Below are 22,569 nucleotides of genomic sequence, written 5' to 3' on the forward strand. Positions count from 1 at the left end.
CCCGCCCCCGGCCTCCGGGGGCGGGCATTCAGCCGGCTATCACGCCACCTTGGCGCCTTCCAGGAAGTCCTGGGCGAAGCGCTGCAGCACGCCGCCGGCCTCGTAGATCGCCACTTCCTCGTCGCTGTCCAGGCGGCAGGTGACCGGTACGATCACGTCCTGGCCGTCGCGGCGGTGGATGACCAGGGTCAGCTCGGCACGCGGGGTACGCTCGCCGACCACGTCAAAGGTCTCGGTACCGTCGATCCCCAGGGTCAGGCGGGTGGTGCCCGGCTTGAACTCCAGCGGCAGCACGCCCATGCCGATCAGGTTGGTGCGGTGGATGCGCTCGAAGCCCTCGGCCACGATCGCCTCCACGCCGGCCAGGCGCACGCCCTTTGCGGCCCAGTCACGGGAGCTGCCCTGGCCGTAGTCGGCGCCGGCGATGATGATCAGCGGCTGCTTGCGCTGCATGTAGGTCTCGATCGCCTCCCACATGCGCATCACCTTGCCTTCCGGCTCCACGCGCGCCAGCGAACCCTGCTTCACGCTGCCGTCGTCATTGCGCACCATTTCGTTGAACAGCTTCGGATTGGCGAAGGTGGCGCGCTGCGCGGTCAGGTGGTCGCCGCGATGCGTGGCGTAGGAATTGAAGTCCTCTTCCGGCAGGCCCATCTTCGCCAGGTATTCGCCGGCGGCACTGGACGCCAGGATCGCGTTGGACGGCGACAGGTGGTCGGTGGTGATGTTGTCCGGCAGCACCGCCAGCGCGCGCATGCCTGCCAGCGTGCGCTCGCCGGCCAGTGCGCCCTCCCAGTACGGAGGACGGCGGATGTAGGTGCTCTGCGGGCGCCAGTCGTACAGCGGGCTGACCGCGGCGCCGTGCTCCACGCGCACGTTGAACATCGGGTTGTAGACCTTGCGGAACTGCTCGGGCTTCACCGAGGCCTTCACCACCGCGTCGATCTCGGCATCGCTGGGCCAGATGTCCTTCAGGCGCACTTCGTTGCCGTCGGCGTCCACGCCCAGCACGTCCTTCTCGATATCGAAGCGGACGGTGCCGGCGATGGCATAGGCGATCACCAGCGGCGGCGAGGCCAGGAAGGCCTGCTTGGCGTACGGATGGATGCGGCCATCGAAGTTGCGGTTACCCGACAGCACGGCCGTGGAATACAGGTCACTGTCGATGATTTCCTGCTGGATCTTCGGATCCAGCGCACCACTCATGCCATTGCAGGTAGTGCACGCGAAGGCGACGATGCCGAAGCCGAGCTGTTCCAGGTCGGGTAGCAGGCCGGATTCTTCCAGGTACAGCTGGACGGCCTTGGAACCCGGCGCCAGCGACGACTTCACCCACGGCTTGCGCTGCAGGCCACGTGCGTTGGCGTTGCGCGCCAGCAGCGCTGCGGCGATCACGTTGCGCGGGTTGGAGGTGTTGGTGCAGCTGGTGATGGCCGCGATGATCACCGCGCCATCGGGCATCAGGCCCTGCGCCTGCTCGGCCTTGCCCGCTTCCAGCTTGGCCTCGTCGGCGATGCCGCGCTCGGCCAGCTCGGCAGTGGCCACGCGCTTGTGCGGGTTGGACGGGCCAGCCATGTTGCGCACCACGCTGGACAGGTCGAAGTGCAGCACGCGCTCGTACTGCGCGGTCGCCAGATCGTCGGCCCACAGACCGGTGGTGCGTGCGTAGTTCTCCACCAGCGCCACCTGCGATTCCTCGCGGCCGGTCAGGCGCAGGTAATCGATGGTCTGCCCGTCGATGTAGAACATCGCGGCGGTCGCGCCGTATTCCGGGCACATGTTGGAGATGGTGGCGCGGTCACCGATGGTCAGTGCCGCGGCACCCTCGCCGAAGAATTCAAGCCACGCGCCGACCACGCGTTCCTTGCGCAGGAACTCGGTCAGCGCCAGCACCACGTCGGTGGCGGTGATGCCCGGCTGCGGGCGGCCACTCAGTTCGACACCGACGGTGTCGGGCAGGCGCATCCACGACGCGCGGCCCAGCATCACGTTCTCCGCTTCCAGACCACCCACACCAATGGCGATCACACCCAGCGCATCCACGTGCGGGGTGTGGCTGTCGGTGCCCACGCAGGTATCCGGGAAGGCCACGCCGTCCTGCACGTAGATCACCGGAGACATCTTCTCCAGGTTGATCTGGTGCATGATGCCGTTGCCCGGCGGAATCACATCCACGTTCTGGAATGCCTGCTTGGTCCAGTCGATGAAGTGGAAACGGTCTTCATTGCGACGATCTTCGATCGCGCGGTTCTTCTCGAACGCCTGCGGATCGAAACCACCGCACTCCACCGCCAGCGAGTGATCGACGATCAGCTGCACCGGCACAACCGGGTTGACCTTGGCCGGGTCGCCACCCTTGTCGGCGATCGCATCACGCAGGCCGGCCAGGTCCACCAGCGCGGTCTGGCCGAGGATGTCGTGGCAGACCACGCGCGCCGGGAACCACGGGAAATCGAGGTCGCGACGGCGCTCGATGAGCTGCTTCAGCGAATCGCCGAGCGTGGCCGGGTCGCAGCGACGCACCAGGTTCTCGGCCAGCACGCGCGAGGTGTACGGCAGGGTGGCGTAGGCGCCGGGCTGGATCGCATCGACAGCGGCACGCGCGTCGAAATAATCCAGCGCGCTGCCGGGGAGGTTCTTGCGGTAATCGGTATTCATGGGCTGGCGGAGTACTTGGGGCGGGCCGGGTGCCGGCGGTGCGGCGGCGAAAGCACCCGGCCGGCACGCGGCCGGCCGGATGGGTACGGCAGGTGGATCAGACGCGCTTGTCGATGGCGACGAAGTCGCGGTCTTCCGGACCGATGTAGTTGGCGCTCGGGCGGATGATCTTGCCGTCGATACGCTGCTCGACGATGTGCGCGCTCCAGCCGGCGGTGCGGGCGATCACGAACAGGGGAGTGAACATCGCGGTCGGCACGCCCATCATGTGGTAGCTGACGGCGCTGAACCAGTCCAGGTTCGGGAACATCTTCTTGATGTCCCACATCACCGATTCCAGGCGCTCGGCGATGTTGTACATCTTCATGCTCGACTGCTCTTCGGACAGCTCGCGGGCCACGTCCTTGATCACCTTGTTGCGCGGATCAGAGACGGTGTAGACCGGGTGGCCGAAACCGATCACCACTTCCTTGCGCTCGACGCGGGCCTTGATGTCTTCCTCGGCCTCATCGGGACTGTCGTAGCGCTTCTGCACTTCGAACGCCACTTCGTTGGCGCCGCCGTGCTTCGGACCGCGCAGCGCGCCGATGCCACCGCAGATCGCGCTGTACATGTCGCTGCCGGTGCCGGCGATGACGCGGCAGGTGAACGTCGAGGCGTTGAACTCATGCTCCGCGTACAGGATCAGCGAGGTGTGCATCGCCTTCACCCACGATTCCTGCGGCTTCTCGCCGTGCAGCAGGTGCAGGAAGTGACCACCGATCGAGTCATCGTCGGTTTCCACGTCGATGGCACGGCCGTTGTGGCTCCAGTGGTACCAGTACAGCAGCATCGAACCGAGGCAGGCCATCAGCTTGTCGGCGATGTCACGCGCGCCCGGATGGTTGTGGTCGTCCTTCTCCGGCGCCACGCAGCCGAGCACGGACACGCCGGTACGCATCACGTCCATCGGGTGTGCCGACGGCGGAAGCTCTTCCAGCGCCGCCTTCACCGCAGCAGGAATGCCACGCAGCGACTTCAGTTTGGCCTTGTACGAAACCAGCTCGGCGCGGGTCGGCAGCTTGCCGTGCACCAGCAGGTAGGCGATTTCCTCGAACTCGCTGGTGTTGGCCAGGTCCAGGATGTCGTAGCCGCGGTAGTGCAGGTCGTTGCCGCTGCGGCCCACGCTGCACAGCGCGGTGTTGCCGGCGGCGGTGCCGGACAGGGCGACGGACTTCTTCGGCTTGAAGGTCGGGGTTGCGGTCGTATCGTTCATGTTTCCCTCCGAAAACTCGATGGTGCAGGGTACTGCTTATTTCTTGGCGGCGAACAGTGCATCGAGCTGCTGCTCGAAGGCGTGGTAGCCGATGCGGTCGTAGAGTTCTTCGCGGGTCTGCATGGTCTCCACCACGTTGCGCTGGTGGCCATCGCGGCGCACCGCCTGGTAGACGTTCTCGGCGGCCTTGTTGGCAGCGCGGAAGGCCGACAGCGGGAACAGCTGGATCGCAACGCCGGCAGAAGCCAGTTCATCGCGGCTGAACAGCGGGGTGGCGCCGAATTCGGTGATGTTGGCCAGCACCGGCACCTTCACCGCGTCGACGAAGCGGCGATAGGTGTCCAGGTCGTAGGCCGCCTCGGCGAAGATGCCGTCCGCACCGGCCTCGACACAGGCGATGGCGCGCTCGATAGCCTTGTCCACGCCGTCCACCTGGATGGCATCGGTACGCGCGATCAGGAAGAAGTCCGGATCGGTCTTGGCATCGGCAGCCGCCTTCACGCGGTCGACCATTTCACCCTGCGAGACGATTTCCTTGCCCGGGCGGTGACCGCAGCGCTTGGCGCCGACCTGGTCTTCGATGTGGCAGGCGGCCGCGCCGGCCTTGATCAGCGACTTCACGGTGCGCGCGATGTTGAACGCGCTCGGGCCGAAGCCGGTGTCGATGTCGACCATCAACGGCAGGTCGCAGACATCAGTGATGCGGCGCACGTCCACCAGCACGTCTTCCAGGGTGTTGATGCCCAGGTCCGGCAGGCCCAGCGAGCCCGCGGCAACACCGCCGCCGGACAGGTAGATGGCGCGGAAGCCGGCGCGCTTGGCCAGCAGGGCGTGGTTGGCGTTGATCGCGCCGATCACCTGCAGCGGCAATTCGGCAGCCAGCGCCTCACGGAAGCGGGCACCGGCGGAGAAAGGAGTGGAAGCGGTCATGCGGCAATCCAGGTTGAAGTACGGGAAAGAGAGCGCAAGCACCATGCCAAGCTGCAAGCCGTTGATTTCACGGGAATGACGCCCATGCAACAGCGAAACATATGAAACATTGAAACAGATGTATCATGAAACATCCCGTCCAACGCGCGCCGCCATGTACCTGCCCCGCTCGCCCCTGCGCCACGCCGATGCCGACCCCAGTCGGCCGGTGATCTGGACCGTCAGCGTCTCGCGGCTGACCGGTCTTCTCGGCGACGTCATTCCCGAGTTCGATCGCCGCGCGCGTATCGAGCAGATCAACCTCGGCTTCGAGGAAGCGGTGGACGTGATCGGCCAGCGCCTGCGCCGCGAGCACTGCGACGTGGTCATCGCCGGCGGCTCCAACGCAGCCTGGCTGCGCAGCCGGCTGGAGCTGCCGCTGGTGCCGATCCAGGCCAACGGCTTCGACCTGATGGAAGCCTTGGCGCGCGCACGGCGGATCGCCGGCCGTATCGGCCTGGTCACCCACGCCAGCGACGTGCCGGTGTTCAGCAACTTCCAGCAGAGCTTCGGCCTGGACATCGAGCATCGCCGCTTCGTCACCCGCGAGGACGCCCGCGACTGCATCGCCGACCTGCGCGCCAACGGCATCGAGGTGATCGTCGGCACTGGCATGGCCATCGACCACGCCGAACAGGCCGGCCTGCCCGGCGTGCTGCTGTACTCGGCAGATTCGGTACGGCAGGCGTTCGAGCACGCGTTGGAACTGACCCAGACCCTGGCCCGCTCCGGCGGCAGCCGGCCCGCGCCGCGCCGCCGTGCCGCACCGCGCAGCGATGCCCACGCCCTGCTCGGCGACAGCGAGGCCATGGCACAGGTGCGCGCACAGATCGCGCTGTACGCCCCGCATGACAGCACCGTACTGGTCACCGGCGAAACCGGCACCGGCAAGGAACTGGTGGCGCGCCAGCTGCACGCCGCCAGCGGACGCCGTGGCCGCTTCGTGGCACTGAACTGTGGCGCGATCAGCGAATCGCTGCTGGAAGCGGAGCTGTTCGGCTACAGCGATGGCGCCTTCACCGGCGCACGCCGTGGCGGCCGCGTCGGCCTGGTTGAGGCCGCTGACGGCGGCACCCTGTTCCTGGATGAAATCGGCGAACTGCCGCTGCCACTGCAGACCCGCCTGCTGCGGGTGCTGGAAGAACGCGAGGTACTGCGTGTCGGTGCCACCGAGCCGACCCCGGTCGACCTTCGCGTGGTGGCCGCGACCCTGCAGTCGCTCGAGCAGCGCGTGGCGGCCGGCAGCTTCCGCCGCGACCTGTATTACCGCCTGGCCGCGCTGCGCATCGCCCTGCCCGCACTGCGTGCCCGGCGCGGTGACATCCCGCTGCTGGCGCAGCATTTCTTCCGCCAGCTGCGTGGTATCGACGCGCCACTGGATGCGGAGGCACTGGCGGTGCTGACCACCGCCGAGTGGCCAGGAAACGTGCGCGAATTGCGCAATCTGGTGGATCGGCTGCGCATCCATTGGCAACCCGGTGAAGGGCTGATTGATGCCGCGCGACTGCTGCAGCTGGCACCCGAGCTGGTGAATGAGGGCGCCGCTGCGCTACCGGTGGAAAGCAACGGCAAGCGGCCGCCGCGTGCGCAGTTGGAAACGCTGTTGCAGGAACACCGCAATGACCGCGAGGGGATGGCGCAGGCGCTGGGCGTCTCACGCACTACGCTGTGGCGCTGGCTGCGCGCGGAGAATCTGTAGAGTCGAGCCATGCTCAACTCCATGGAAAAGCCGAGCATCAATCAACGCTACGTACCGCTTGCCTCACCGAGATACCACATCATGAAGCCATGGAAGCTCTCCCACCGAGGCTGCTCTTGTCCCGTCACAAACTGATCGTGGCGAGCCAGGCGGTAGTCATGTACCTCTTCAGTAGACATATCGTACAAATACATTCCCTCACCCTCGTCAGATGACAGCGGAAGAAAATTAACTGGGAGCTCGTACCGATCCCAAACGTACTCAGCCTGGTCTGGAATCTTCGGAATTCCAGGGCCAACGATACGCAACAACTCAAGCCTACCGCTCACGGCAGGCAGCGCGCCATTGATCGCCATGTAGAACATCCACATATCGCAGTGAGGAGCAACGCCCAAGCGACGCATGACCTCGGCCGCCGAAGCGCAATCAGGATTCCGACGATCCGGGTACGCGCGAACTACGCGCTGGATCAGATCATTCATCCGCATTCAATTGCCTCCGCATCACTCAATGTTCAACACGCCCAGCGCACTTCTATCGCGAATCGTCCACTCCCAACTGCGGCAATCCACAACAGCAGCACACCCAGCGGCACCTCGCTCAGGTAGAAGAACCAGCTCAACCAATCCGGTACGCTCAGTCCCGCAGGAATGCGCGCGATGCCATCGGTCAGCGCCGCCACCGCACAGATCCCCGCCAGCAGCAGGGCCGAAGGCCGGCTGAGCAGGCCCAGCACCAGCAGGCCGCCTGCAATCCATTCAATGCCGCCGAGTACCGGCGCACTGAACACCGGGAACGGGATCCCCGCATCAACCAGCGTATGCACCATGCGTTCGCGGCCCGCATCGGTGAACACCTTGTTCCAGCCGGACACGCAGAACATCACCCCGGCGACGATGCGGGCGATCAACAGCAGGAACGCTTCCACGCCGTGACGCGGCGGCGGCACCGCAAACAGGCAACGCCAGGAGGGCATGGCAACTCCGGAAGTCGAGATCATCCATCGGAGTGTGCCGGTTATGGGCCTGCTCGCAGATGAAGCAAGCCGGTCCATTTGCGACAGCCTGCTCTTGTGGAGTCGAGCCCTGCTCGACTGCCTCATGCGTCGGCCAGCAGAAGCTCGATCTCCTCCACCTGCACCACCGGCACCTGCCACGGATGATGCGGCACGATGCCCTGTTCGAAGATGCGCTGCAGCCGCTGCGGATCGCGCGGCAGGCAGAATTCCAGGCGTACGCTGTCGACCACTTCGGTGCGCCCCGCCTCACCCTGCACGGGCGACGCACCCACGCGCGGGCGGAACTGTTCGAACCCCGGCGCCGACCACCACATGCCGTGCTCGTAGTCGCCGGCCACCAGGGCATCCACCGCCAGGATGCCCTGCTTCACCGCGCCCAGTGCTGCCGACGGCACGAACACCACCACGCGGTACAGCGCCACGCGATTCACGCCGATGGCTCCAGCGGCATGCGGAAATAGACGACCCGTTCGGTCTCTTCGAAGCCGCAGGCCCGATGCGCGGCGTGAGCCTGCACGTCTTCCACGCGACTGTCCGAGGCCAGTTCGCGGCAGCCCGCATCGCGCGTCCACGCCTGCACCGCCGTCAGCAGGGCGCGGCCGACGCCGCGACCTTGCCACTGCGGCTGCACGTACCAGCCCTCCAGGAACCCCACCGGCGAAGACTCGGTGCCGTTCACGTAGTCATGGCGCAGGCGCACTTCAGCGAAACCAACCGCCTCGCCATCCGCCGCACAGGCCAAAAACACAGCACCCTCGGCATCTGCCAGCGACTGCGTCAGTTCCTCCAGCGGATCATCGGCATCAGTCCACAGGCCGAGACGCAACTGCGCCCACGCGGCCGCATCGGCCGGCGTGGCCTGGCGGATCGTGGGCGCGCTGTCGATCACGGGTACAGCAGGCGCTTGCTCCAGCGCCCTTCGGCACCGGCTTCATAGCACCAGCGTTCGTGCAGGCGGAACTGCGCGCCGTACCAGAACTCGATGCGGTCGGGCACCACGCGCAGGCCGCTCCAGCCCTCCGGGCGCGGCACATCCTTGCCCTCGAAGCGGGCTTCGACCTCGGCCACGCGCGCATCGAATTCCTCGCGCGTTGCCAGCGTCTTCGACTGCTGCGAGGCCCACGCGCCAATCTGGCTCATGCGCGGGCGGCTGGCGAAATAGGCATCGGCTTCGGCATCGGCGACCTGCTCGACACGGCCTTCAATGCGCACCTGGATACCGGCCTCGCGCAGGCTGCGCCACAGGAACAACAGCGCGGCCTGCGGATTGGCCTGCATCTCCTGGCCCTTATGGCTGTCCAGGTGGGTGTAGAACACGAAACCACGCTCATCGAACGCCTTCATCAGCACGGTACGTGCAGAGGGACGCCCGTGCGTATCGGCGGTGGCCACGGTCATCGCGTTCGGCTCGACCTCGCGGCTCTGTTTGGCCTCTTCGAACAGGCCGGCAAACGTGGACAGGGCTTCGGCGTACAGGTCGCTCATGATTGCGTTCTTCTCACACGGATTGGGCTATTGTGGCTGCATGGCCGCTGCTGCGTATATGCCCCAGGTGAAAGGATTCCCCGAAACATTGGCCGAACAGGTGCTGGACGATGCACTGGGCAGCGGTGCAGCGGTTCCAGTATTGGCGATCAGCGGCCTGCAGGGGAGCGGCAAATCGACGCTGGCCGCGCAGGTGGTGGCGCGCGCCCAGTCGCGCGGCCTGAACGCCGCCACGCTGTCCATCGATGATGTCTACCTGACCCGCGCACAGCGGCAGCGGCTGGCCCGCCAGGTGCACCCGCTGCTGATCACCCGAGGCCCGCCGGGCACCCATGACCTGCCGTTGGCCCACGCGGTGCTGGACGCCGTGGCCACACGCCAGCCCTTCGCGATGCCTCGCTTCGACAAGCTGGCCGATGAACGCCTGCCCGAAGCGCACTGGCCGCAGCTGCAACGACCGCTGGACCTGCTGGTCTTCGAAGGCTGGTTCCTGGGCACCCCCGCGCAGGATGACGACGCGCTGGACAGCCCGTTGAACGCACTGGAGCGCGAAGCCGACGCCGATGGTCGCTGGCGGCGCTGGTGCAACCAGGCGCTGGCCCGCGACTACCCGGCGCTGTGGCAGCGCTGCGACCGCCTGTGGTTCCTGCAGCCGCCGGATTTCTCGGTGGTACCGCGCTGGCGCTGGCAGCAGGAGCAGAACCTGCAGGCCGCGCAGCCGGGCCGGCACGGCATGAGCCGGCCACAGCTGGAGCGCTTCGTGCAGTACTACGAGCGGGTCAGCCGCCAGGCGCTGCATGCCCTGCCTGCCCTGGCCGACCACGTGGTGGTGCTGGACGGCCAGCGACAGGTGCAGGACGTGCGCTGAGCGCGCCTATTCCACCAGGAAGGTCACCCGCAGGTTGACCCGCCATTCGGTGATTTCGCCGCTGCCATTGGTCACCACCTTGGTTTCGTTCACCCAGGCGCCCTGGATGCCCTTGACCGTCTCGGAGACCTTCTTCAGACCGCTGCGCACGGCGTCCTCCACGCTCTTCGGCGAGGAGGCGGTGATTTCGATGACCTTCGCGACCGTCATGGCCTGTACTCCGGTTGGCGCGGGAAACCCCGCAGGAACGCCTACCCTGACGTGAAGGACGTAAAGGCCAGGGCACGGAGGTGTTAGCATCACAGGGCATGAATCCTGCTCCGAACCTGATCCTGATCGGCCCGATGGGCGCCGGCAAAACCTGCATCGGCCGCCGCCTGGCCGAGCGCTTCACGCTGGACTTCGTCGATGTCGACCAGGCCATCGTCGATGCCGCCGGCGCCAGCATCCCGACCATTTTCGAGCACTCCGGCGAAGCCGGCTTCCGCAGCCATGAACGCGAGGCGCTTGCCCGCGTGCTGGAGGGTCGCGGCCAGCTGGTCTCCACCGGTGGCGGCGCGGTGCTGGATCCTGGCAACCGCGCGTTGATCGCCCAGCGCGGCTTCGTGGTCTACCTGCGGGTCAGCGTGACCGCGCAGCTGGAACGCCTGGCCCGCGACAAAGGCAGGCCGCTGCTGCAGCGCCCGGACCGTGAGCAGGTGCTGCACGATCTGGCCGCGCACCGCGACCCGCTGTACCGCGAACTGGCCGACATAACCCTTGATACCGACCCGTACACCGCTGCCGACGCGACCGCCCACCTGGTGGTCAAGCTGGCCACGCAATGGCAGCGCCAGGACCTGACCCCATGACTTCCCCCGCCCTGCTGCAGGTCGCCGTCGGCGGCGACCGCCCTTACTCCATCACCATCGGCGCCGGTGCGCAGGCCGACGGCGCCGCGCTGGCCTCGCATGTGCGTGGCCGCCACGTGCTTTTGCTCAGCGACAGCGAAGTGGCCCCGCGCTATCTGGATGCCGTGAAGCAGACCCTTCTGACCGCACGCCCCGACCTGATCGTCGGCGAGCATGTGCTGGCCGCGGGCGAAGCCTCCAAGACGCTGGCCGAATTCGGCCGTGCCATCGAAGCGCTGGCCGCGATCGGCGCCACCCGCGACGCCTGCGTGTTCGCCCTCGGCGGCGGCGTGGTCGGTGATCTGGCCGGCTTCGCTGCGGCCTGCTGGATGCGCGGCGTGGACTGCGTGCAGCTGCCGACCACCCTGTTGGCGATGGTCGATTCGTCGGTGGGCGGCAAGACTGCGGTCGACATCCCGGCCGGCAAGAACCTGGTCGGCGCGTTCCATCCGCCGCGCGCGGTGATCGCCGATACCCGCGTGCTGGCCACCCTGCCGCCGCGCGAGCTGCGTGCCGGCCTGGCCGAAGTGGTGAAGTACGGCGCGCTGGGTGATGCCGTGTTCTTCGAATGGCTGCAGCAGCATGCCGATGCGCTGCTGGCCGGCGACGATGCGGTACTGGCCGAAGCCATCGCGCGCAGCTGCCGGCACAAGGCTGCCATCGTCGAGCGTGATCCGTTCGAGAAGGGCGAGCGCGCCCTGCTCAACCTCGGCCATACCTTCGGCCATGCCATCGAAACCGAGCAGGGCTACTCGGCCCCGGGCCGCGATGCGCTGAACCACGGCGAGGCGGTGGCGGTGGGCATGGTGCTGGCCGCGAAGCTGTCCACTCACCTGGGCCTGGCCGACGATGCCGATCGCGCACGCCTGCAGGCGCTGCTGGAACGGCTCGGCCTGCCGGTGTCGATCCCGGCCGGGCTGGACCCGCAGGCCCTGCTCGGCCGCATGCGGCTGGACAAGAAGAATGTGGCCGGCCGCCTGCGCCTGGTGCTGTGGCGCGGCATGGGCCGCGCCGAAGTGGTGCCGGACGTGGATGAAGCCGCGGTGCTGAAGGTGCTGTCGGCCCGGTAGTGCCGGCCGCTGGCCGGCAACGTCAGCAACGAGGAAGCCCGCCAGCCGCCGGCACGACCACGTTGCGGCCGGGGTCACCCTGGCCCCGCTACAATCGGCCCATGCACGTCTACCTGCAACATCCCGACGCCGGTGCGCAGGCACCGCGCTTCCTGCGCCTGAGCCTGCAGCCGGACCTGTTCGGCGGCTGGGAGCTGCTGCGCGAGAGCGGCCGCCTCGGCAACCGCTCGCAGCTGCGGCGCGAGCTGTTCCTGCAGGCCGACGAAGCCCGTCATGCCTTCGAGCAGGCCCGCGATGCCGAACTGCATCGCGGCTTCCAGATCCTCTCGCACGGCGACTGACGCCGCTGCCAACTTTCGTCCAAGGAATGCCCATCGTGACCAGCCCTCTCCGCAACGATCGCCTGCTGCGCGCCCTGCGCCGCGAACCGGTGGACTGCACCCCCGTCTGGCTGATGCGCCAGGCCGGCCGCTACCTGCCGGAGTACCGCGCAACCCGGGCCAAGGCCGGCAGCTTCCTGGCCATGGCCAAGAACCCGGAAATCGCCTGCGAAGTCACGCTGCAGCCGCTGCGCCGATTCCCGCTGGACGCAGCCATCCTGTTCTCGGACATCCTCACCATTCCCGATGCGATGGGCCTGGAGCTCTACTTTGTTGAAGGCGAAGGCCCGAAGTTCCGTCATCCGGTGCGTGACGAAGCGGCCATCGCCCGGCTGGCGGTACCAGACATGGAGCAGGACCTGGGCTATGTGATGGACGCAGTGCGCCTGATCCGTCGGGAGCTGGACGGCCAGGTACCGTTGATCGGCTTCTCCGGCAGCCCCTGGACACTGGCCTGCTACATGGTGGAAGGCGGCGGCAGCAAGGATTTCGCGCGCATCAAGGCAATGGCGCTGAACCATCCGCAGGCCCTGCACCGCCTGCTGGAGGTCACCACTGACGCGGTGATTGCGTACCTGGGCGCGCAGCGCGCGGCCGGTGCGCAGGCGCTGCAGGTGTTCGACACCTGGGGCGGCGTGCTGTCGCCGGCCATGTACCGCGAGTTCTCGCTGCGCTACCTGCAGCGCATCGCCGAGGGCCTGGAGCGCGGCGAAGGCAGCGAGCGCACGCCGCTGATCCTGTTCGGCAAGGGTACCGGCCTGCACCTGGAAGCGCTGTCGCAGACCGGCGCCGATGCACTGGGCCTGGACTGGACGCTGGATCTGGACGAGGCGATGCGCCGCACCGGTGGCCGCGTCGCGCTGCAGGGCAACCTCGACCCGACCACGCTGTACGCCTCGCCGGATGCGATCGCCGCAGCCGCAGCGCGGGTGCTCGACACCTACGCCGCCGGCAATGGCGGTTCGCGCGAGGGCCACGTGTTCAACCTCGGCCACGGCATGTCGCCGGACATGGACCCGGCCCACGTGCAGGTGCTGGTCGACGCGGTGCACGCGCACAGCCAGCGCTGAGCATTCGGCATACGGTTGCGGCGCGATGTTGATCGCGCCGTGACCCACAGTGCGCGATCATGGCATCCCCCACGCTGCACCGGCCGCACCCCATGTCCACATCGCCATCGACCTACAACCGCCAGCGCCCCCTGCTGTGGCTGGTGTCCTTGGCGATCTTCATGCAGATGCTGGACTCGACCATCGTCAACACGGCATTGCCGGCGATGGCGGCCAGCCTGGGCGAAAGCCCGCTGCAGATGCAGTCGGTGGTGTTCAGCTACGCGCTGGCGGTGGCCACCTTCATTCCCGCCTCGGGCTGGATCGCTGACCGCTACGGCACCCGTCGCACCTTCCTGGTGGCGATCATTCTGTTCACCCTCGGCTCGCTGGCCTGCGCGCTGGCCCAGCACCTGCACCAGCTGGTCGGTGCGCGCGTGCTGCAGGGCATCGGCGGCGCAATGCTGCTGCCGGTCGGCCGGCTGGCAGTGATGCGATCAGTGCCGCGCGAGGATTTCCTGCGCGCGATGAGCTTCATTGCCATCCCGGCCCTGGTCGGCCCGCTGATCGGCCCCACGCTGGGCGGCTGGCTGGTGGAGATCGCCTCGTGGCACTGGGTGTTCCTGATCAACCTGCCGATCGGCGTGATCGGATTCATCGCCGCGATGAAGATCATGCCCGACCACTACGCCAGCCATCGCACCCGTTTCGACCTGCGTGGCTACATCATGCTGGCCTTCGCGATGGTGGTGCTGTCACTGGCGCTGGACGGCATCTCCGGACTGGGCACGCCACACGCGCTGGTGATGCTGATGACCGTTGCAGGGCTGGCGGCGCTGGTGGGTTACTGGCTGCACGCTGCCAATTCGACGGCGCCGTTGTTCTCGCTGGCGCTGTTCCGCGTACCCAGCTACCGCATCGGCATTCTCGGCAATCTTTTCTCGCGCATCGGCAGCAGCGCCATGCCGATGCTGATCCCGTTGCTGCTGCAGGTCGGCCTGGGCCTGGGCCCGATGAACGCCGGCCTGATGATGGTGCCGGTGGCAGCCGCCGGCATGGTCTCGAAGAAGCTGGCAGTGAAACTGGTGGAGCGCTACGGCTACCGTCGCGTGCTGATGGTCAACACCGTGCTGGTGGGCCTGGCGATGGCCAGCTTCATCCTGATGACACCCGGCCAGCACCTGGCCTGGCGCCTGTTGCAGCTTGCGTTCTTCGGCGCGGTCAATTCGCTGCAGTTCACCGTGATGAACACCGTGACCCTGCGCGATCTGGACCGTGAGTTCGCCAGTTCCGGCAACAGCCTGCTGTCGATGGTGATGATGCTCGCCGCCGGCTTTGGTGCTGCTGCGGCCGGCAGCCTGCTGGCCGCGTTCGGCAACCACCTGGACAGCAACAGCGCCACCGCCGCGCTGCATGCCACGTTCCTGTGCGTGGGCGCGATCACCCTGACCTCGACGATGATCTTCTGGCAGCTGCCCGATACCAAGCCGGAGCCACGGCAGGTCGAGCACGTTGCGGAGTGAGGGTGGTTCGGCAGGGCTGCCGCCCTGCACCTGCAGAGGCTTCAAGCCAAGGCAACAGCAACGGCAAAAGCAGGCATTCCGTGGGTGGTGGGGCGGTGTGGGCTTGCAGGACACGCCGTAAACCCGTCCCTGGGGGCTCGATGGCGCCATCCATGGCGCCAACGGTCCTGCAAGCCCACACCGCCCCACCTCTGACAGATTTTCGCGATCGGGTAGATCCACGCCATGCGTGGATGAATCTCCATCGAGATCGAATATGTCGAATTGAGATCGAAAACCATCCACGCATGGCGTGGATCTACTGCAGATCGCAGAATTCTGTCGAAGGCGGGGTGGTGTCGGAGTGCGGGGTGTCAGCCGCATGGATGCGGCTGCCAAGCCTACAAGGACGTACTTGCGGCGTCCCCGCACTCCGGCACCGCCCCGCCATCCCACGGGAAACCAGCTTTTGCTTCGGCTGTTGCTGTTGCTCCGGCTTGCAGCAGGTGCAGGGCTGCAAGCCCTGCAATAAACCCTACCTGCCCATCGCCTTGGCGATCGCTTCCACCAGCAGCTCACCGGTCACCGGCTTGCGCAGGAAACCACCGATGCCGGCCGCTTCCACCTGCTGCTGCAGGTCCGGATCGGTCCGTGCCGTCACGGCGAGCAGTGGCAGCATGTAGCCCTGGTTGCGCAGGTGCTGGGCCAGCTCGAAGCCGCTCAGGCCCGGCAGGTCCAGATCCAGCAGGCCGACGTCGAAATCCCCTGCGCTGATCTCGCGCAGTGCCGCCAGCGCATGGCCCGCATGCACCACTTCATGGCCGCGCGCACTCAACAGCCCGCGCACCACATCAGCCACGGTTGCATCATCCTCGACCAGCAGCACGCGCAATGGCGGCATGTTGGCCGCATCCTCGCGGTGCACTTCGCCCTCGGACTCTGCATTGGCATCGACCACCAGCGGCAACGGCAGGGTCACGCCAAAACACGTGCCGCGGCCGAGCTGGCTCTCCACCTGGATACGCCCCTGCATCGCCTGCGCCAGTTCGCGGCAGATCGCCAGGCCCAGGCCGCTGCCGCCGTACTGCGCCGCGGTGCGGGCGCCATCGGCCTGCTCGAAGCGGCGGAACAGGCGCTGCTGCTGTTCCTGGCTGATGCCCGGCCCGGTGTCGCGCACTTCGAAATGCAACGCGCGCAGCTCGCCGTCGCTGCGCGCATGCAGGGTGATGGTTCCGCGGCTGGTGAACTTGACCGCGTTGGAGAGCAGGTTGAGCAGGATCTGCCTTACCCGCATCGCATCGCCGGTCGCCTGCAGGCCCGGCGGCAACTGGTTGTCGAGGATGAAGCGCAGGCCCTTCTGCGCTGCCAGCGGTCCCATCAGCGCGGCCAGGTCCTGCAGCAGGCAGCTCAGCGCGAACGGCTTGGACTGCAGCTCCAGCCGTCCGGATTCGATCCGTGCCAGGTCCAGTGCATCGTTGACCAGGTGAAGCAGGTGTTCGCCGGCGTGCCGGATCGACTGCGTGTAGCCGCGCTGCTGCGGGTCCAGCGGCGAGGCCAGCAGCAGTTCGCTCATGCCGAGCACACCGGTCATCGGCGTGCGGATTTCGTGGCCGAGATTGGCCAGGAAGCGGGTCTTGGCCGCCGAGGCCTGTTCGGCCAGTTCCTGTTTATGCAGTGCCAGCTGATAGGCATGGCGCCGCTGCAGGCGACGGCGATACAACCAGGCAAACCAACTGGTCAGCAGAAGCGCGATCGAGGCCAGCACCAGCAGCCCGGACAGGCTGCGCCACCACGGTGGCTGTACACGGAATTCCAGGCTCTGCACCCGGGACCAGACATGGTCGGCCGAGCGCGCCTGTACCTCCAGGCGGTAGCTGCCCGGCGGCAGGCGCGAGAACAGGCGCTCACCGGCCGGCCCCACTTCCACCCAATCGGGGTCGTAGCCGGCCAGGCGGTAGCGGTAGCTGTTGGAGGCCGAATCGGCGAATGACAACAGTCGCGCGACGATGCGCAGGTCACGGTCACCATCGGCAATCTGCAAGGGCGTGTCGTGGGTCAGGTCGAGTACCTGCTCGTTGCGGCGGACTTCGACCCGTTCGATCACCAACGGCGCCCGCCGCACCGACGGCCGCACCTGTTCCGGGTCGAACACCACCACGCCGGCCGGGGTACCGGCCACCAGATGGCCATCGCCGGACATCGCCAACGTGTGCTCGCGGAACTCCTGGCTGGGCAGGCCGTCGTGGACGCCGTACAGGCGCACGCTCTGCCCGTCGGCGCCAACCCGGACCAGGCCGCGCGCACTGGTGGCCCAGGCCACCCCCTGTGCGTCGACCACCAGCCCGGAAGCGGAGATCGCCGGGTAACCCTGCTCCGCGCCGACCACGGCCTGCCGTTCAAGCCGGCCCTGCCTCCAGCGGTAGCGCGACAGGCGGCCATCCTCCGACAGCCAGACCTGGCCATCGCGGCCCACGTGCAACGCATGGATCGCGGTCGCCGGCGCGCCCGGCACCGGCTGGAAGCGCTCGCTTTCCGGCAGCCACTGCAGCAGGCCACGGCTACTGGCCAGCCAGATGTGGTCCTGCGGCCCGCATTCCACATCCAGGTTGAGCTGGCCCTGCTGCAGGCCGCGCTGGCCGTTTTCCAACTGGCGGCGCAGGCGACCGTCGAGGTCACGCTGCTGCAGGCCTGCAGGCAACATCAACCATAGACTGTCGCCGTCACAGGTCATCATCGACTCGATGACCCCTTCCATGGTCGCGTCGGCCCCGGCATCACGGCCCCAGCGACGTAGCTCACGTCGCTTCGGGTCATAGCGGAGCAACGCATCGGTCGAGCCGATCCAGACCTGGCCACGGCGATCCTCGCGTACCGAGGACAACCAGTACATGCCATTGACCCAGGTGCGGTGCTGCTCGATCTTGCCCGTCCTTGGATCGAACCGGTCCAGCGCACCGTGGCTGCCGACCGTCCAGATGCCGCCATTGCTGGAAGGGCTGGTGCCGAGCACGAAGGCATTGCGCAGCGAACCGGTGTCGTCCTCCAATCGCGACAGCACCGAGAACTGCCACCAGCGCGGCAGCAGATGCCACAGGCCGGCATTGGTACTGGCCAACCAGATGCCGCCTTCGCGGTCCTCGTAGGCGCCCGTCCAGTTCGGCCGCACCGGCCCGCGCGCAACGGCGCTGTACAGTGGAACGGTCTGGTACTGCCCATCCACGGCCCGACCAAGCCCGGTACGGGTATCCAACCAATGCCCGCCCTGTTCATCGCGCAGCATCATGCCGAGCACCTGCTCGCCCGGGGGCAGTTTCCAGGGCGGCGATTCAAAACGCCCGTCCGGGCGACGCACCGTGGCGCCGGCCATCGTACTGATCCACAGGCTGCCATCGGGTTCGCTGGTCAACCCATCGATCAGCAGGCTGGGAATGACGTCCGTACCGACCCGCTCGAAGTCGGTGCCGGTCCAGCGCGCCACGCCATGCTTTGTGCCGACCCACAGGCTGCCATCGGCCAGCGTGGCCAGGTACGGCACCGAGGCGGCAGGCAGGCTGCGGGGATTGTTGGCCTCGGGCAGGAAACGCTGCAGGCGGTCCTGGCTGTCCAGCCGGTACAGCCCACCTTCGTGGGTGCCGAACCAGATCGCACCGTCCGGCGTGGTCGCCAGGCTCCAGACCGTGTTGGTCCCCATCAACGGCTGGCTGCTGCGGTCGTAGAAATGCAGCTGGCGGCGGTCGGCCGACATCCGTACCAGGCCCGCGTTCTCGGTCCCGATCCAGAGCTGGTTGCGCGCATCGACCAGGACCGTCCAGATGCGGTTGTCGCGCAGGCCATCCTCAGAACGCCAGATCCGGTAGTTGCGCCCGTCGTAACGGGCCAGGCCGTCGTTGGTGGCGATCCACAGGTAGCCATAGCGGTCTTCGGCCATGCGGTTGACGGTATTGGACGGCAGGCCGTCGAATACCGTCACCTGGCGCGGGCTCGGTGGCACCGGCTGCGCGGCAGCGGGTGACAGGCCGCACAGGAGGATCAGCAGCAGCATTGCCGCCCGCAGATACACCACCGATTGCCTCCTCACGCTGCCTGATGATTCCCGCGCCGCGGGCGTCGGCATGGTAAACCGAAAGTCGCGCCGTTCACGCCCGGCGTCGACGTTTTCAAGTTGTGGTCTGTCGTTTGGCGCGAGCCTGGATGATCGCTGCCACCAGCATGTCGCCGGTCACCGGCTTGCGCAGGAAACCATCGAAACCGGCAGCGAGCACCTGCGATTCGGCATACGCATCGGAGCGGGCGGTCACCGCCACCAGTGGCAGTTCGTAGCCCAGGGTGCGCAGCTGGCGGGCGATCGCAGTGCCGTCCAGCGCAGGCAGGTCGAGATCGAGCAGGCCGACATCGAAGCCGTCGGTAGCGATCTCCGACAAAGCCCCCAGGCCATGCAGCACATGCACCACCTCATGGCCGCGGCTGCGCAGCAGGCCGGCGATGACCTCGGCCACGGTGGCATCGTCCTCCACCAGCAGGATGCGCAGTGGCGGCAGCATCGGCAGTGTCGGCGCTTCGCCCGTGGCGGCTGCCTGCCGGGTCCAGGGCAGCGGCAACCGCACCCGGAAACGCGCGCCCTTGCCTGGCTGGCTGTCCACTTCGATGCGCCCGCCCATCGCCACGGCCAGCTCCTGGCAGATCGCCAGGCCCAGCCCGCTTCCACCATAGCGCGAGGCCGTGCGCGGCCCCTCCGCCTGTTCGAATCGGTGGAACAGCCGCTCCTGCTGCTCGGCATTGATACCCGGACCACTGTCGTGCACTTCGAAGCAGAGACCGCCGCCGTTCTCTTCCAGGTGCACGGCCAGGCCGACATGACCGCGCTCGGTGAACTTGATGGCATTGCCCAGCAGGTTGAGCAGGATCTGCCGCACGCGCATCTCGTCGCCACTGATGCTGATCGGGCCGGGCGGATCGTCGCCACGCTGGAAATCCAGCTTGCGCTGTTTGGCCATGGGCTGCATCAGCGCCTGCACCTGGTCGAGCAGTCCGGCCAGGTCGAACGGACGCAGATCCAGCTCCAGTCGACCGGCTTCGATGCGCGCGAGGTCCAGCGCATCGTTGACCAACCGCAGCAGATGGCTGCCGGCCTGCTGGATGGAGCCGGCATAGCTGCGCTGCACCGGGTCCAGCGGTGTGGCCAGCAGCAACTCGCTCATGCCAAGCACGCCGGTCATCGGCGTGCGGACTTCATGCCCCAGCGTGGCCAGGAACCGGCTCTTGGCCTGCGAGGCCTGTTCGGCCAGCTCCTGCTTGTGCACGGTCAGCTGCCATTGCTGGCGACGGCGCAGGCGCGCACGGATCGACCAGACCAGGACGAGCAGCAGCAGCGAACCGATCAGGATGTAGCCGAAGATCGCCATGCCGCTGCGCCACCAGGGTGGCAGCACCTTCACCTGCAGCTGCTGCGAAGGCGTCCATGCACCATTGGCGGTGGCCGCCTGCACTTCGATGACGTAGCTGCCGGTCGGCAGTCGCGACAGCGTGCGCTGGCCGTCGCCGCCCTGCTCCACCCAGTTCTGGTCATACCCGCGTACCCGGAAGCGATAGCGGTTGCCCTGGGGATTGGCATACGACAACAACCGCGCATCGATCTGCAGGTCGCGATCATCCGGTCCCAGCAGCAGGGTGCCGGTGTTCGGCAGCGGCTGCCAGCCGCGTGCATCGTCGCGGCGCACGCGCACCTCGGCAATCACCAGCGACGACCCGGGCAGCACCACGTCGTCGGCATTCACGTCGAATGCAACCAGGCCGGTCTGGGCGACGGCCAGAACGCGACCATCGGCATTCACCGCTGGCGGCCGGCTGGTGAACTCGGCATCGGACAGGCCATCGCGTTCATTGAACAACTGCAGGCGTCGTGCTTTCGGGTCCCAGCGCAGCAGGCCGCGCGGCGTGGTCGCCCACACCCGGCCATTGTCGGCCAATGCCAGGCCCCCCATGCTGACCGGCGGCACACCGGCGCTTCCATCAATGCGCTGGATCAGGCGCAGGCTCATGCCATCCCACTGGTAGCGCTCCAGCGCGCCCTGGCGGGCCAGCCACAACTGCTGCGGATCCACCCACACCAGGTCGTAGATCAGCCCGCGCGAGACCCCCGGCACCGCTTCGAAGCGACCGGCCTGCTCACGCCAGATGCCCATGTCGCCCATCACCCATGCCTTGCCATGGGCATCGAAGCGGATCTGCTCGATGGGTGAGTCGGCCGCCTTGCGGAAATCGTCGAGAGGATAGCTGCGCAGCACCCGGCCCTCCGCACTGCGCTGCTGCAGGCCCAGGTTCATCACCGAAAGCCAGACCGTGCCATCGGGTGCCTGCCGCATCAGGTCGATGCGCTGGCGCAGATCGGCGCCTCCACCAATGTGCCAGTCGTGCAGCGCGCGGGTGGCCGGGTCATACACGCTGATGCGGCCGGCACGCCCCAGCCACAGGCGCCCGTCCGACCGCGGCAGTACCGACCACACCGCACCGCTGCCGATCTCGCGGTCGCTGGCCAGCAGGCGCAACGTGCCATGCGCGTCCAGCTGATACACGCCGTGCGCCGAACCCACGTAGTAGTTCTGGCCATCACTGGCCGCGCCCAGCAGGTACTGGCTGTCCAGCGGCTTGCCATCGAGCTGGTTCCAGATCGAGAAGCGGCGCCAGTCCGGCGGGAGGTAGGCCAGTCCCTGGGTCAGCAGGGCGACCCACAATCCGCCTTCATGGTCCTGCAGCAGATCGAGCACACCGCTCTGTGCAGTGAGGAAACCACTGCCGCGGTCGCCGTCGAGCCGCCATAGCGCACTTGCGTCGCCACGCAGCAGGCCATCGGACGTGCCCGCCCAGTAGCCGCCCTGGCGATCGGCCAGCACCAGCGCCGAGCGCAGGCCGGCGCTGTCGCTCCAGCGCGGACGACTGACCCGGTCCTGCGCATCGATGCGATACAGGCCATCGTTCTGGCTGCCGACCCAGATCGAGCCATCCGGATCGCGGCTCATCCGCAGCACGCTCAATGCGCCCAGCGCGTGCGGTGCCACGGGCTCGAAGTCACGGCCATTCCAGCGTGCGACGCCGGCCTCGGTACCGATCCACAGGCGCCCCCGCGCATCGACCAGACTGCTGTAGATGGTGTTGCTGGGCAGGCCGTCGGCACGGGCCGGGTCGTGCTTGAAGAAGCGCAGACTGCCGTCCTCCCCGAACCGGCAGATACCCTGGCTGCTGGTGCCGATCCACAACGCATCCCCGGCGTAGGCCAGCGTCCAGAACTGGCCCAGGCACGGACCATTGACCGCATCGAAGGTCTTGAACCGCTCGCGGTCGGCATCCAGGCGGGCCACGCCCTTGCCATTGATGCCCACCCACACACGGTCCAGCGGATCGACCAGCAGGGTCTCGATCTCGTTGCCGGGCAACGAGCCGGGCTGTTCCGGGTCATGTTCCCAGACCCGCAGCGAGCTGCCGTCGTAGCGCACCAGACCGCCATCGGTTGCGGCCCAGACATGGCCCTGGCGGTCCTCGGCCAGCGCCAGCACCATGCGCGAAGGCATGCCTTCGGCGGCACCGAAGCGCCGCAGGCGTGGTGTTTCTGCCATGTCCAGGGCTGCAGCCGCCGTGGCAGACGCCAACAGCAGCAGCCCCGTTGCCGCGATGCCCAGGCACCACAGGCGCCAGCTGCTCGTCATCCTGAACCCCCTGTCCTGTCCCGATT

18 protein-coding genes are annotated in these 22,569 nt (G+C 67.3%); 7 read left to right on the top strand and 11 right to left on the bottom strand.

From position 1 onward, the window contains the following. Positions 1 to 39 precede the first annotated feature (39 nt). The 3 genes from acnD to prpB all read right to left on the bottom strand — a co-directional run bounded on the left by acnD (position 40) and on the right by prpB (position 4,843). Positions 40 to 2,658, bottom strand: coding sequence for a Fe/S-dependent 2-methylisocitrate dehydratase AcnD (gene acnD / locus CKW06_RS17935; RefSeq protein WP_024956931.1), 2,619 nt, complete (start codon positions 2,656 to 2,658; stop codon positions 40 to 42). A 97-nt stretch (positions 2,659 to 2,755) separates the two neighbouring features. After that, positions 2,756 to 3,913: a bifunctional 2-methylcitrate synthase/citrate synthase gene (gene prpC / locus CKW06_RS17940; RefSeq protein ID WP_005410655.1), complete on the bottom strand. Its 1,158-nt coding sequence runs from the start codon at positions 3,911 to 3,913 to the stop codon at positions 2,756 to 2,758. 36 nt (positions 3,914 to 3,949) lie between these two features. Further along, positions 3,950 to 4,843 (bottom strand): methylisocitrate lyase, encoded by an 894-nt coding sequence (gene prpB, locus CKW06_RS17945; RefSeq protein WP_032963526.1) that lies wholly within the window; start codon positions 4,841 to 4,843, stop codon positions 3,950 to 3,952. A 154-nt stretch (positions 4,844 to 4,997) separates the two neighbouring features. Here prpB and prpR point away from each other — a divergent pair, with 154 nt between their 5' ends. Further along, on the top strand, positions 4,998 to 6,581 hold the full coding sequence (prpR, locus tag CKW06_RS17950) for a propionate catabolism operon regulatory protein PrpR (protein ID WP_024956930.1): 1,584 nt from the start codon (positions 4,998 to 5,000) through the stop codon (positions 6,579 to 6,581). 47 nt (positions 6,582 to 6,628) lie between these two features. Here prpR and CKW06_RS17955 read toward each other — a convergent pair whose 3' ends face one another. From CKW06_RS17955 to pdxH, 5 genes are all read right to left on the bottom strand, one after another. After that, positions 6,629 to 7,063, bottom strand: coding sequence for an SMI1/KNR4 family protein (locus CKW06_RS17955; RefSeq protein ID WP_231910808.1), 435 nt, complete (start codon positions 7,061 to 7,063; stop codon positions 6,629 to 6,631). A 32-nt stretch (positions 7,064 to 7,095) separates the two neighbouring features. Beyond that, complete coding sequence (locus tag CKW06_RS17960) at positions 7,096 to 7,557, bottom strand: DoxX family protein (protein WP_024956928.1); 462 nt, start codon at positions 7,555 to 7,557, stop codon at positions 7,096 to 7,098. A 122-nt stretch (positions 7,558 to 7,679) separates the two neighbouring features. Further along, positions 7,680 to 8,030, bottom strand: coding sequence for a YqfO family protein (locus tag CKW06_RS17965; protein WP_024956927.1), 351 nt, complete (start codon positions 8,028 to 8,030; stop codon positions 7,680 to 7,682). Beyond that, the gene (gene aac(6')-Iz / locus CKW06_RS17970) at positions 8,027 to 8,488 is read right to left on the bottom strand and encodes an aminoglycoside N-acetyltransferase AAC(6')-Iz (protein WP_024956926.1); all 462 of its coding nucleotides are present in this window, start codon (positions 8,486 to 8,488) and stop codon (positions 8,027 to 8,029) included. Before aac(6')-Iz ends, CKW06_RS17965 begins: the two co-directional genes overlap by 4 nt. Then, the gene (gene pdxH, locus CKW06_RS17975) at positions 8,485 to 9,084 is read right to left on the bottom strand and encodes a pyridoxamine 5'-phosphate oxidase (protein WP_024956925.1); all 600 of its coding nucleotides are present in this window, start codon (positions 9,082 to 9,084) and stop codon (positions 8,485 to 8,487) included. The genes aac(6')-Iz and pdxH overlap by 4 nt, the downstream gene beginning before the upstream one ends. Before the next feature lie 40 nt (positions 9,085 to 9,124). Between pdxH and CKW06_RS17980 the strand changes: the two genes are divergently transcribed. Continuing rightward, positions 9,125 to 9,952 carry a kinase gene (locus CKW06_RS17980; RefSeq protein WP_024956924.1) on the top strand — a complete coding sequence of 276 codons (828 nt, stop codon included), beginning with the start codon at positions 9,125 to 9,127 and terminating at the stop codon, positions 9,950 to 9,952. 6 nt (positions 9,953 to 9,958) lie between these two features. Here CKW06_RS17980 and CKW06_RS17985 read toward each other — a convergent pair whose 3' ends face one another. Beyond that, the gene (locus CKW06_RS17985; protein ID WP_005410663.1) at positions 9,959 to 10,162 is read right to left on the bottom strand and encodes a dodecin family protein; all 204 of its coding nucleotides are present in this window, start codon (positions 10,160 to 10,162) and stop codon (positions 9,959 to 9,961) included. 98 nt (positions 10,163 to 10,260) lie between these two features. Between CKW06_RS17985 and CKW06_RS17990 the strand changes: the two genes are divergently transcribed. The 5 genes from CKW06_RS17990 to mdtD all read left to right on the top strand — a co-directional run bounded on the left by CKW06_RS17990 (position 10,261) and on the right by mdtD (position 14,864). Beyond that, positions 10,261 to 10,803 carry a shikimate kinase gene (locus CKW06_RS17990; RefSeq protein ID WP_005414151.1) on the top strand — a complete coding sequence of 181 codons (543 nt, stop codon included), beginning with the start codon at positions 10,261 to 10,263 and terminating at the stop codon, positions 10,801 to 10,803. Next, on the top strand, positions 10,800 to 11,912 hold the full coding sequence (aroB, locus tag CKW06_RS17995; protein ID WP_024956923.1) for a 3-dehydroquinate synthase: 1,113 nt from the start codon (positions 10,800 to 10,802) through the stop codon (positions 11,910 to 11,912). The genes CKW06_RS17990 and aroB overlap by 4 nt, the downstream gene beginning before the upstream one ends. A 101-nt stretch (positions 11,913 to 12,013) precedes the next feature. Continuing rightward, a complete protein-coding gene (locus CKW06_RS18000) occupies positions 12,014 to 12,253 on the top strand; it encodes a WGR domain-containing protein (RefSeq protein ID WP_024956922.1) in 240 nt (79 codons plus the stop codon). A 26-nt stretch (positions 12,254 to 12,279) separates the two neighbouring features. Then, the gene (gene hemE, locus CKW06_RS18005) at positions 12,280 to 13,362 is read left to right on the top strand and encodes a uroporphyrinogen decarboxylase (RefSeq protein WP_012481016.1); all 1,083 of its coding nucleotides are present in this window, start codon (positions 12,280 to 12,282) and stop codon (positions 13,360 to 13,362) included. 92 nt (positions 13,363 to 13,454) lie between these two features. Further along, positions 13,455 to 14,864 (top strand): multidrug transporter subunit MdtD, encoded by a 1,410-nt coding sequence (mdtD, locus tag CKW06_RS18010; protein WP_010482759.1) that lies wholly within the window; start codon positions 13,455 to 13,457, stop codon positions 14,862 to 14,864. A gap of 514 nt (positions 14,865 to 15,378) precedes the next feature. Here mdtD and CKW06_RS18015 read toward each other — a convergent pair. Together CKW06_RS18015 and CKW06_RS18020 are read right to left on the bottom strand one after the other, a co-directional pair. After that, positions 15,379 to 18,906: a hybrid sensor histidine kinase/response regulator gene (locus CKW06_RS18015; protein ID WP_024956921.1), complete on the bottom strand. Its 3,528-nt coding sequence runs from the start codon at positions 18,904 to 18,906 to the stop codon at positions 15,379 to 15,381. A 94-nt stretch (positions 18,907 to 19,000) separates the two neighbouring features. Beyond that, entirely contained in the window at positions 19,001 to 22,543 is a 3,543-nt protein-coding gene (locus CKW06_RS18020) for a sensor histidine kinase (RefSeq protein WP_024956920.1), read from the bottom strand. Between the last annotated feature and the right edge of the window lie 26 nt (positions 22,544 to 22,569).

It is taken from the genome of Stenotrophomonas maltophilia, from assembly GCF_900186865.1.
Lineage (GTDB): Bacteria > Pseudomonadota > Gammaproteobacteria > Xanthomonadales > Xanthomonadaceae > Stenotrophomonas > Stenotrophomonas maltophilia.

Bases quoted from the DNA above. Each gene is read 5' to 3' on its own strand.
- CKW06_RS18020 (WP_024956920.1), bottom strand. From the start codon at position 22,543: ATGACGAGCAGCTGGCGCCTGTGGTGCCTGGGCATCGCGGCAACGGGG.
- prpB (WP_032963526.1), bottom strand. From the start codon at position 4,843: ATGACCGCTTCCACTCCTTTCTCCGCCGGTGCCCGCTTCCGTGAGGCG.
- hemE (WP_012481016.1), top strand. From the start codon at position 12,280: ATGCCCATCGTGACCAGCCCTCTCCGCAACGATCGCCTGCTGCGCGCC.
- CKW06_RS17960 (WP_024956928.1), bottom strand. From the start codon at position 7,557: ATGCCCTCCTGGCGTTGCCTGTTTGCGGTGCCGCCGCCGCGTCACGGC.
- CKW06_RS17990 (WP_005414151.1), top strand. From the start codon at position 10,261: ATGAATCCTGCTCCGAACCTGATCCTGATCGGCCCGATGGGCGCCGGC.
- CKW06_RS17980 (WP_024956924.1), top strand. From the start codon at position 9,125: ATGGCCGCTGCTGCGTATATGCCCCAGGTGAAAGGATTCCCCGAAACA.
- mdtD (WP_010482759.1), top strand. From the start codon at position 13,455: ATGTCCACATCGCCATCGACCTACAACCGCCAGCGCCCCCTGCTGTGG.
- aroB (WP_024956923.1), top strand. From the start codon at position 10,800: ATGACTTCCCCCGCCCTGCTGCAGGTCGCCGTCGGCGGCGACCGCCCT.
- CKW06_RS17955 (WP_231910808.1), bottom strand. From the start codon at position 7,063: ATGAATGATCTGATCCAGCGCGTAGTTCGCGCGTACCCGGATCGTCGG.
- CKW06_RS18000 (WP_024956922.1), top strand. From the start codon at position 12,014: ATGCACGTCTACCTGCAACATCCCGACGCCGGTGCGCAGGCACCGCGC.
- prpC (WP_005410655.1), bottom strand. From the start codon at position 3,913: ATGAACGATACGACCGCAACCCCGACCTTCAAGCCGAAGAAGTCCGTC.
- acnD (WP_024956931.1), bottom strand. From the start codon at position 2,658: ATGAATACCGATTACCGCAAGAACCTCCCCGGCAGCGCGCTGGATTAT.
- CKW06_RS17985 (WP_005410663.1), bottom strand. From the start codon at position 10,162: ATGACGGTCGCGAAGGTCATCGAAATCACCGCCTCCTCGCCGAAGAGC.
- pdxH (WP_024956925.1), bottom strand. From the start codon at position 9,084: ATGAGCGACCTGTACGCCGAAGCCCTGTCCACGTTTGCCGGCCTGTTC.
- prpR (WP_024956930.1), top strand. From the start codon at position 4,998: ATGTACCTGCCCCGCTCGCCCCTGCGCCACGCCGATGCCGACCCCAGT.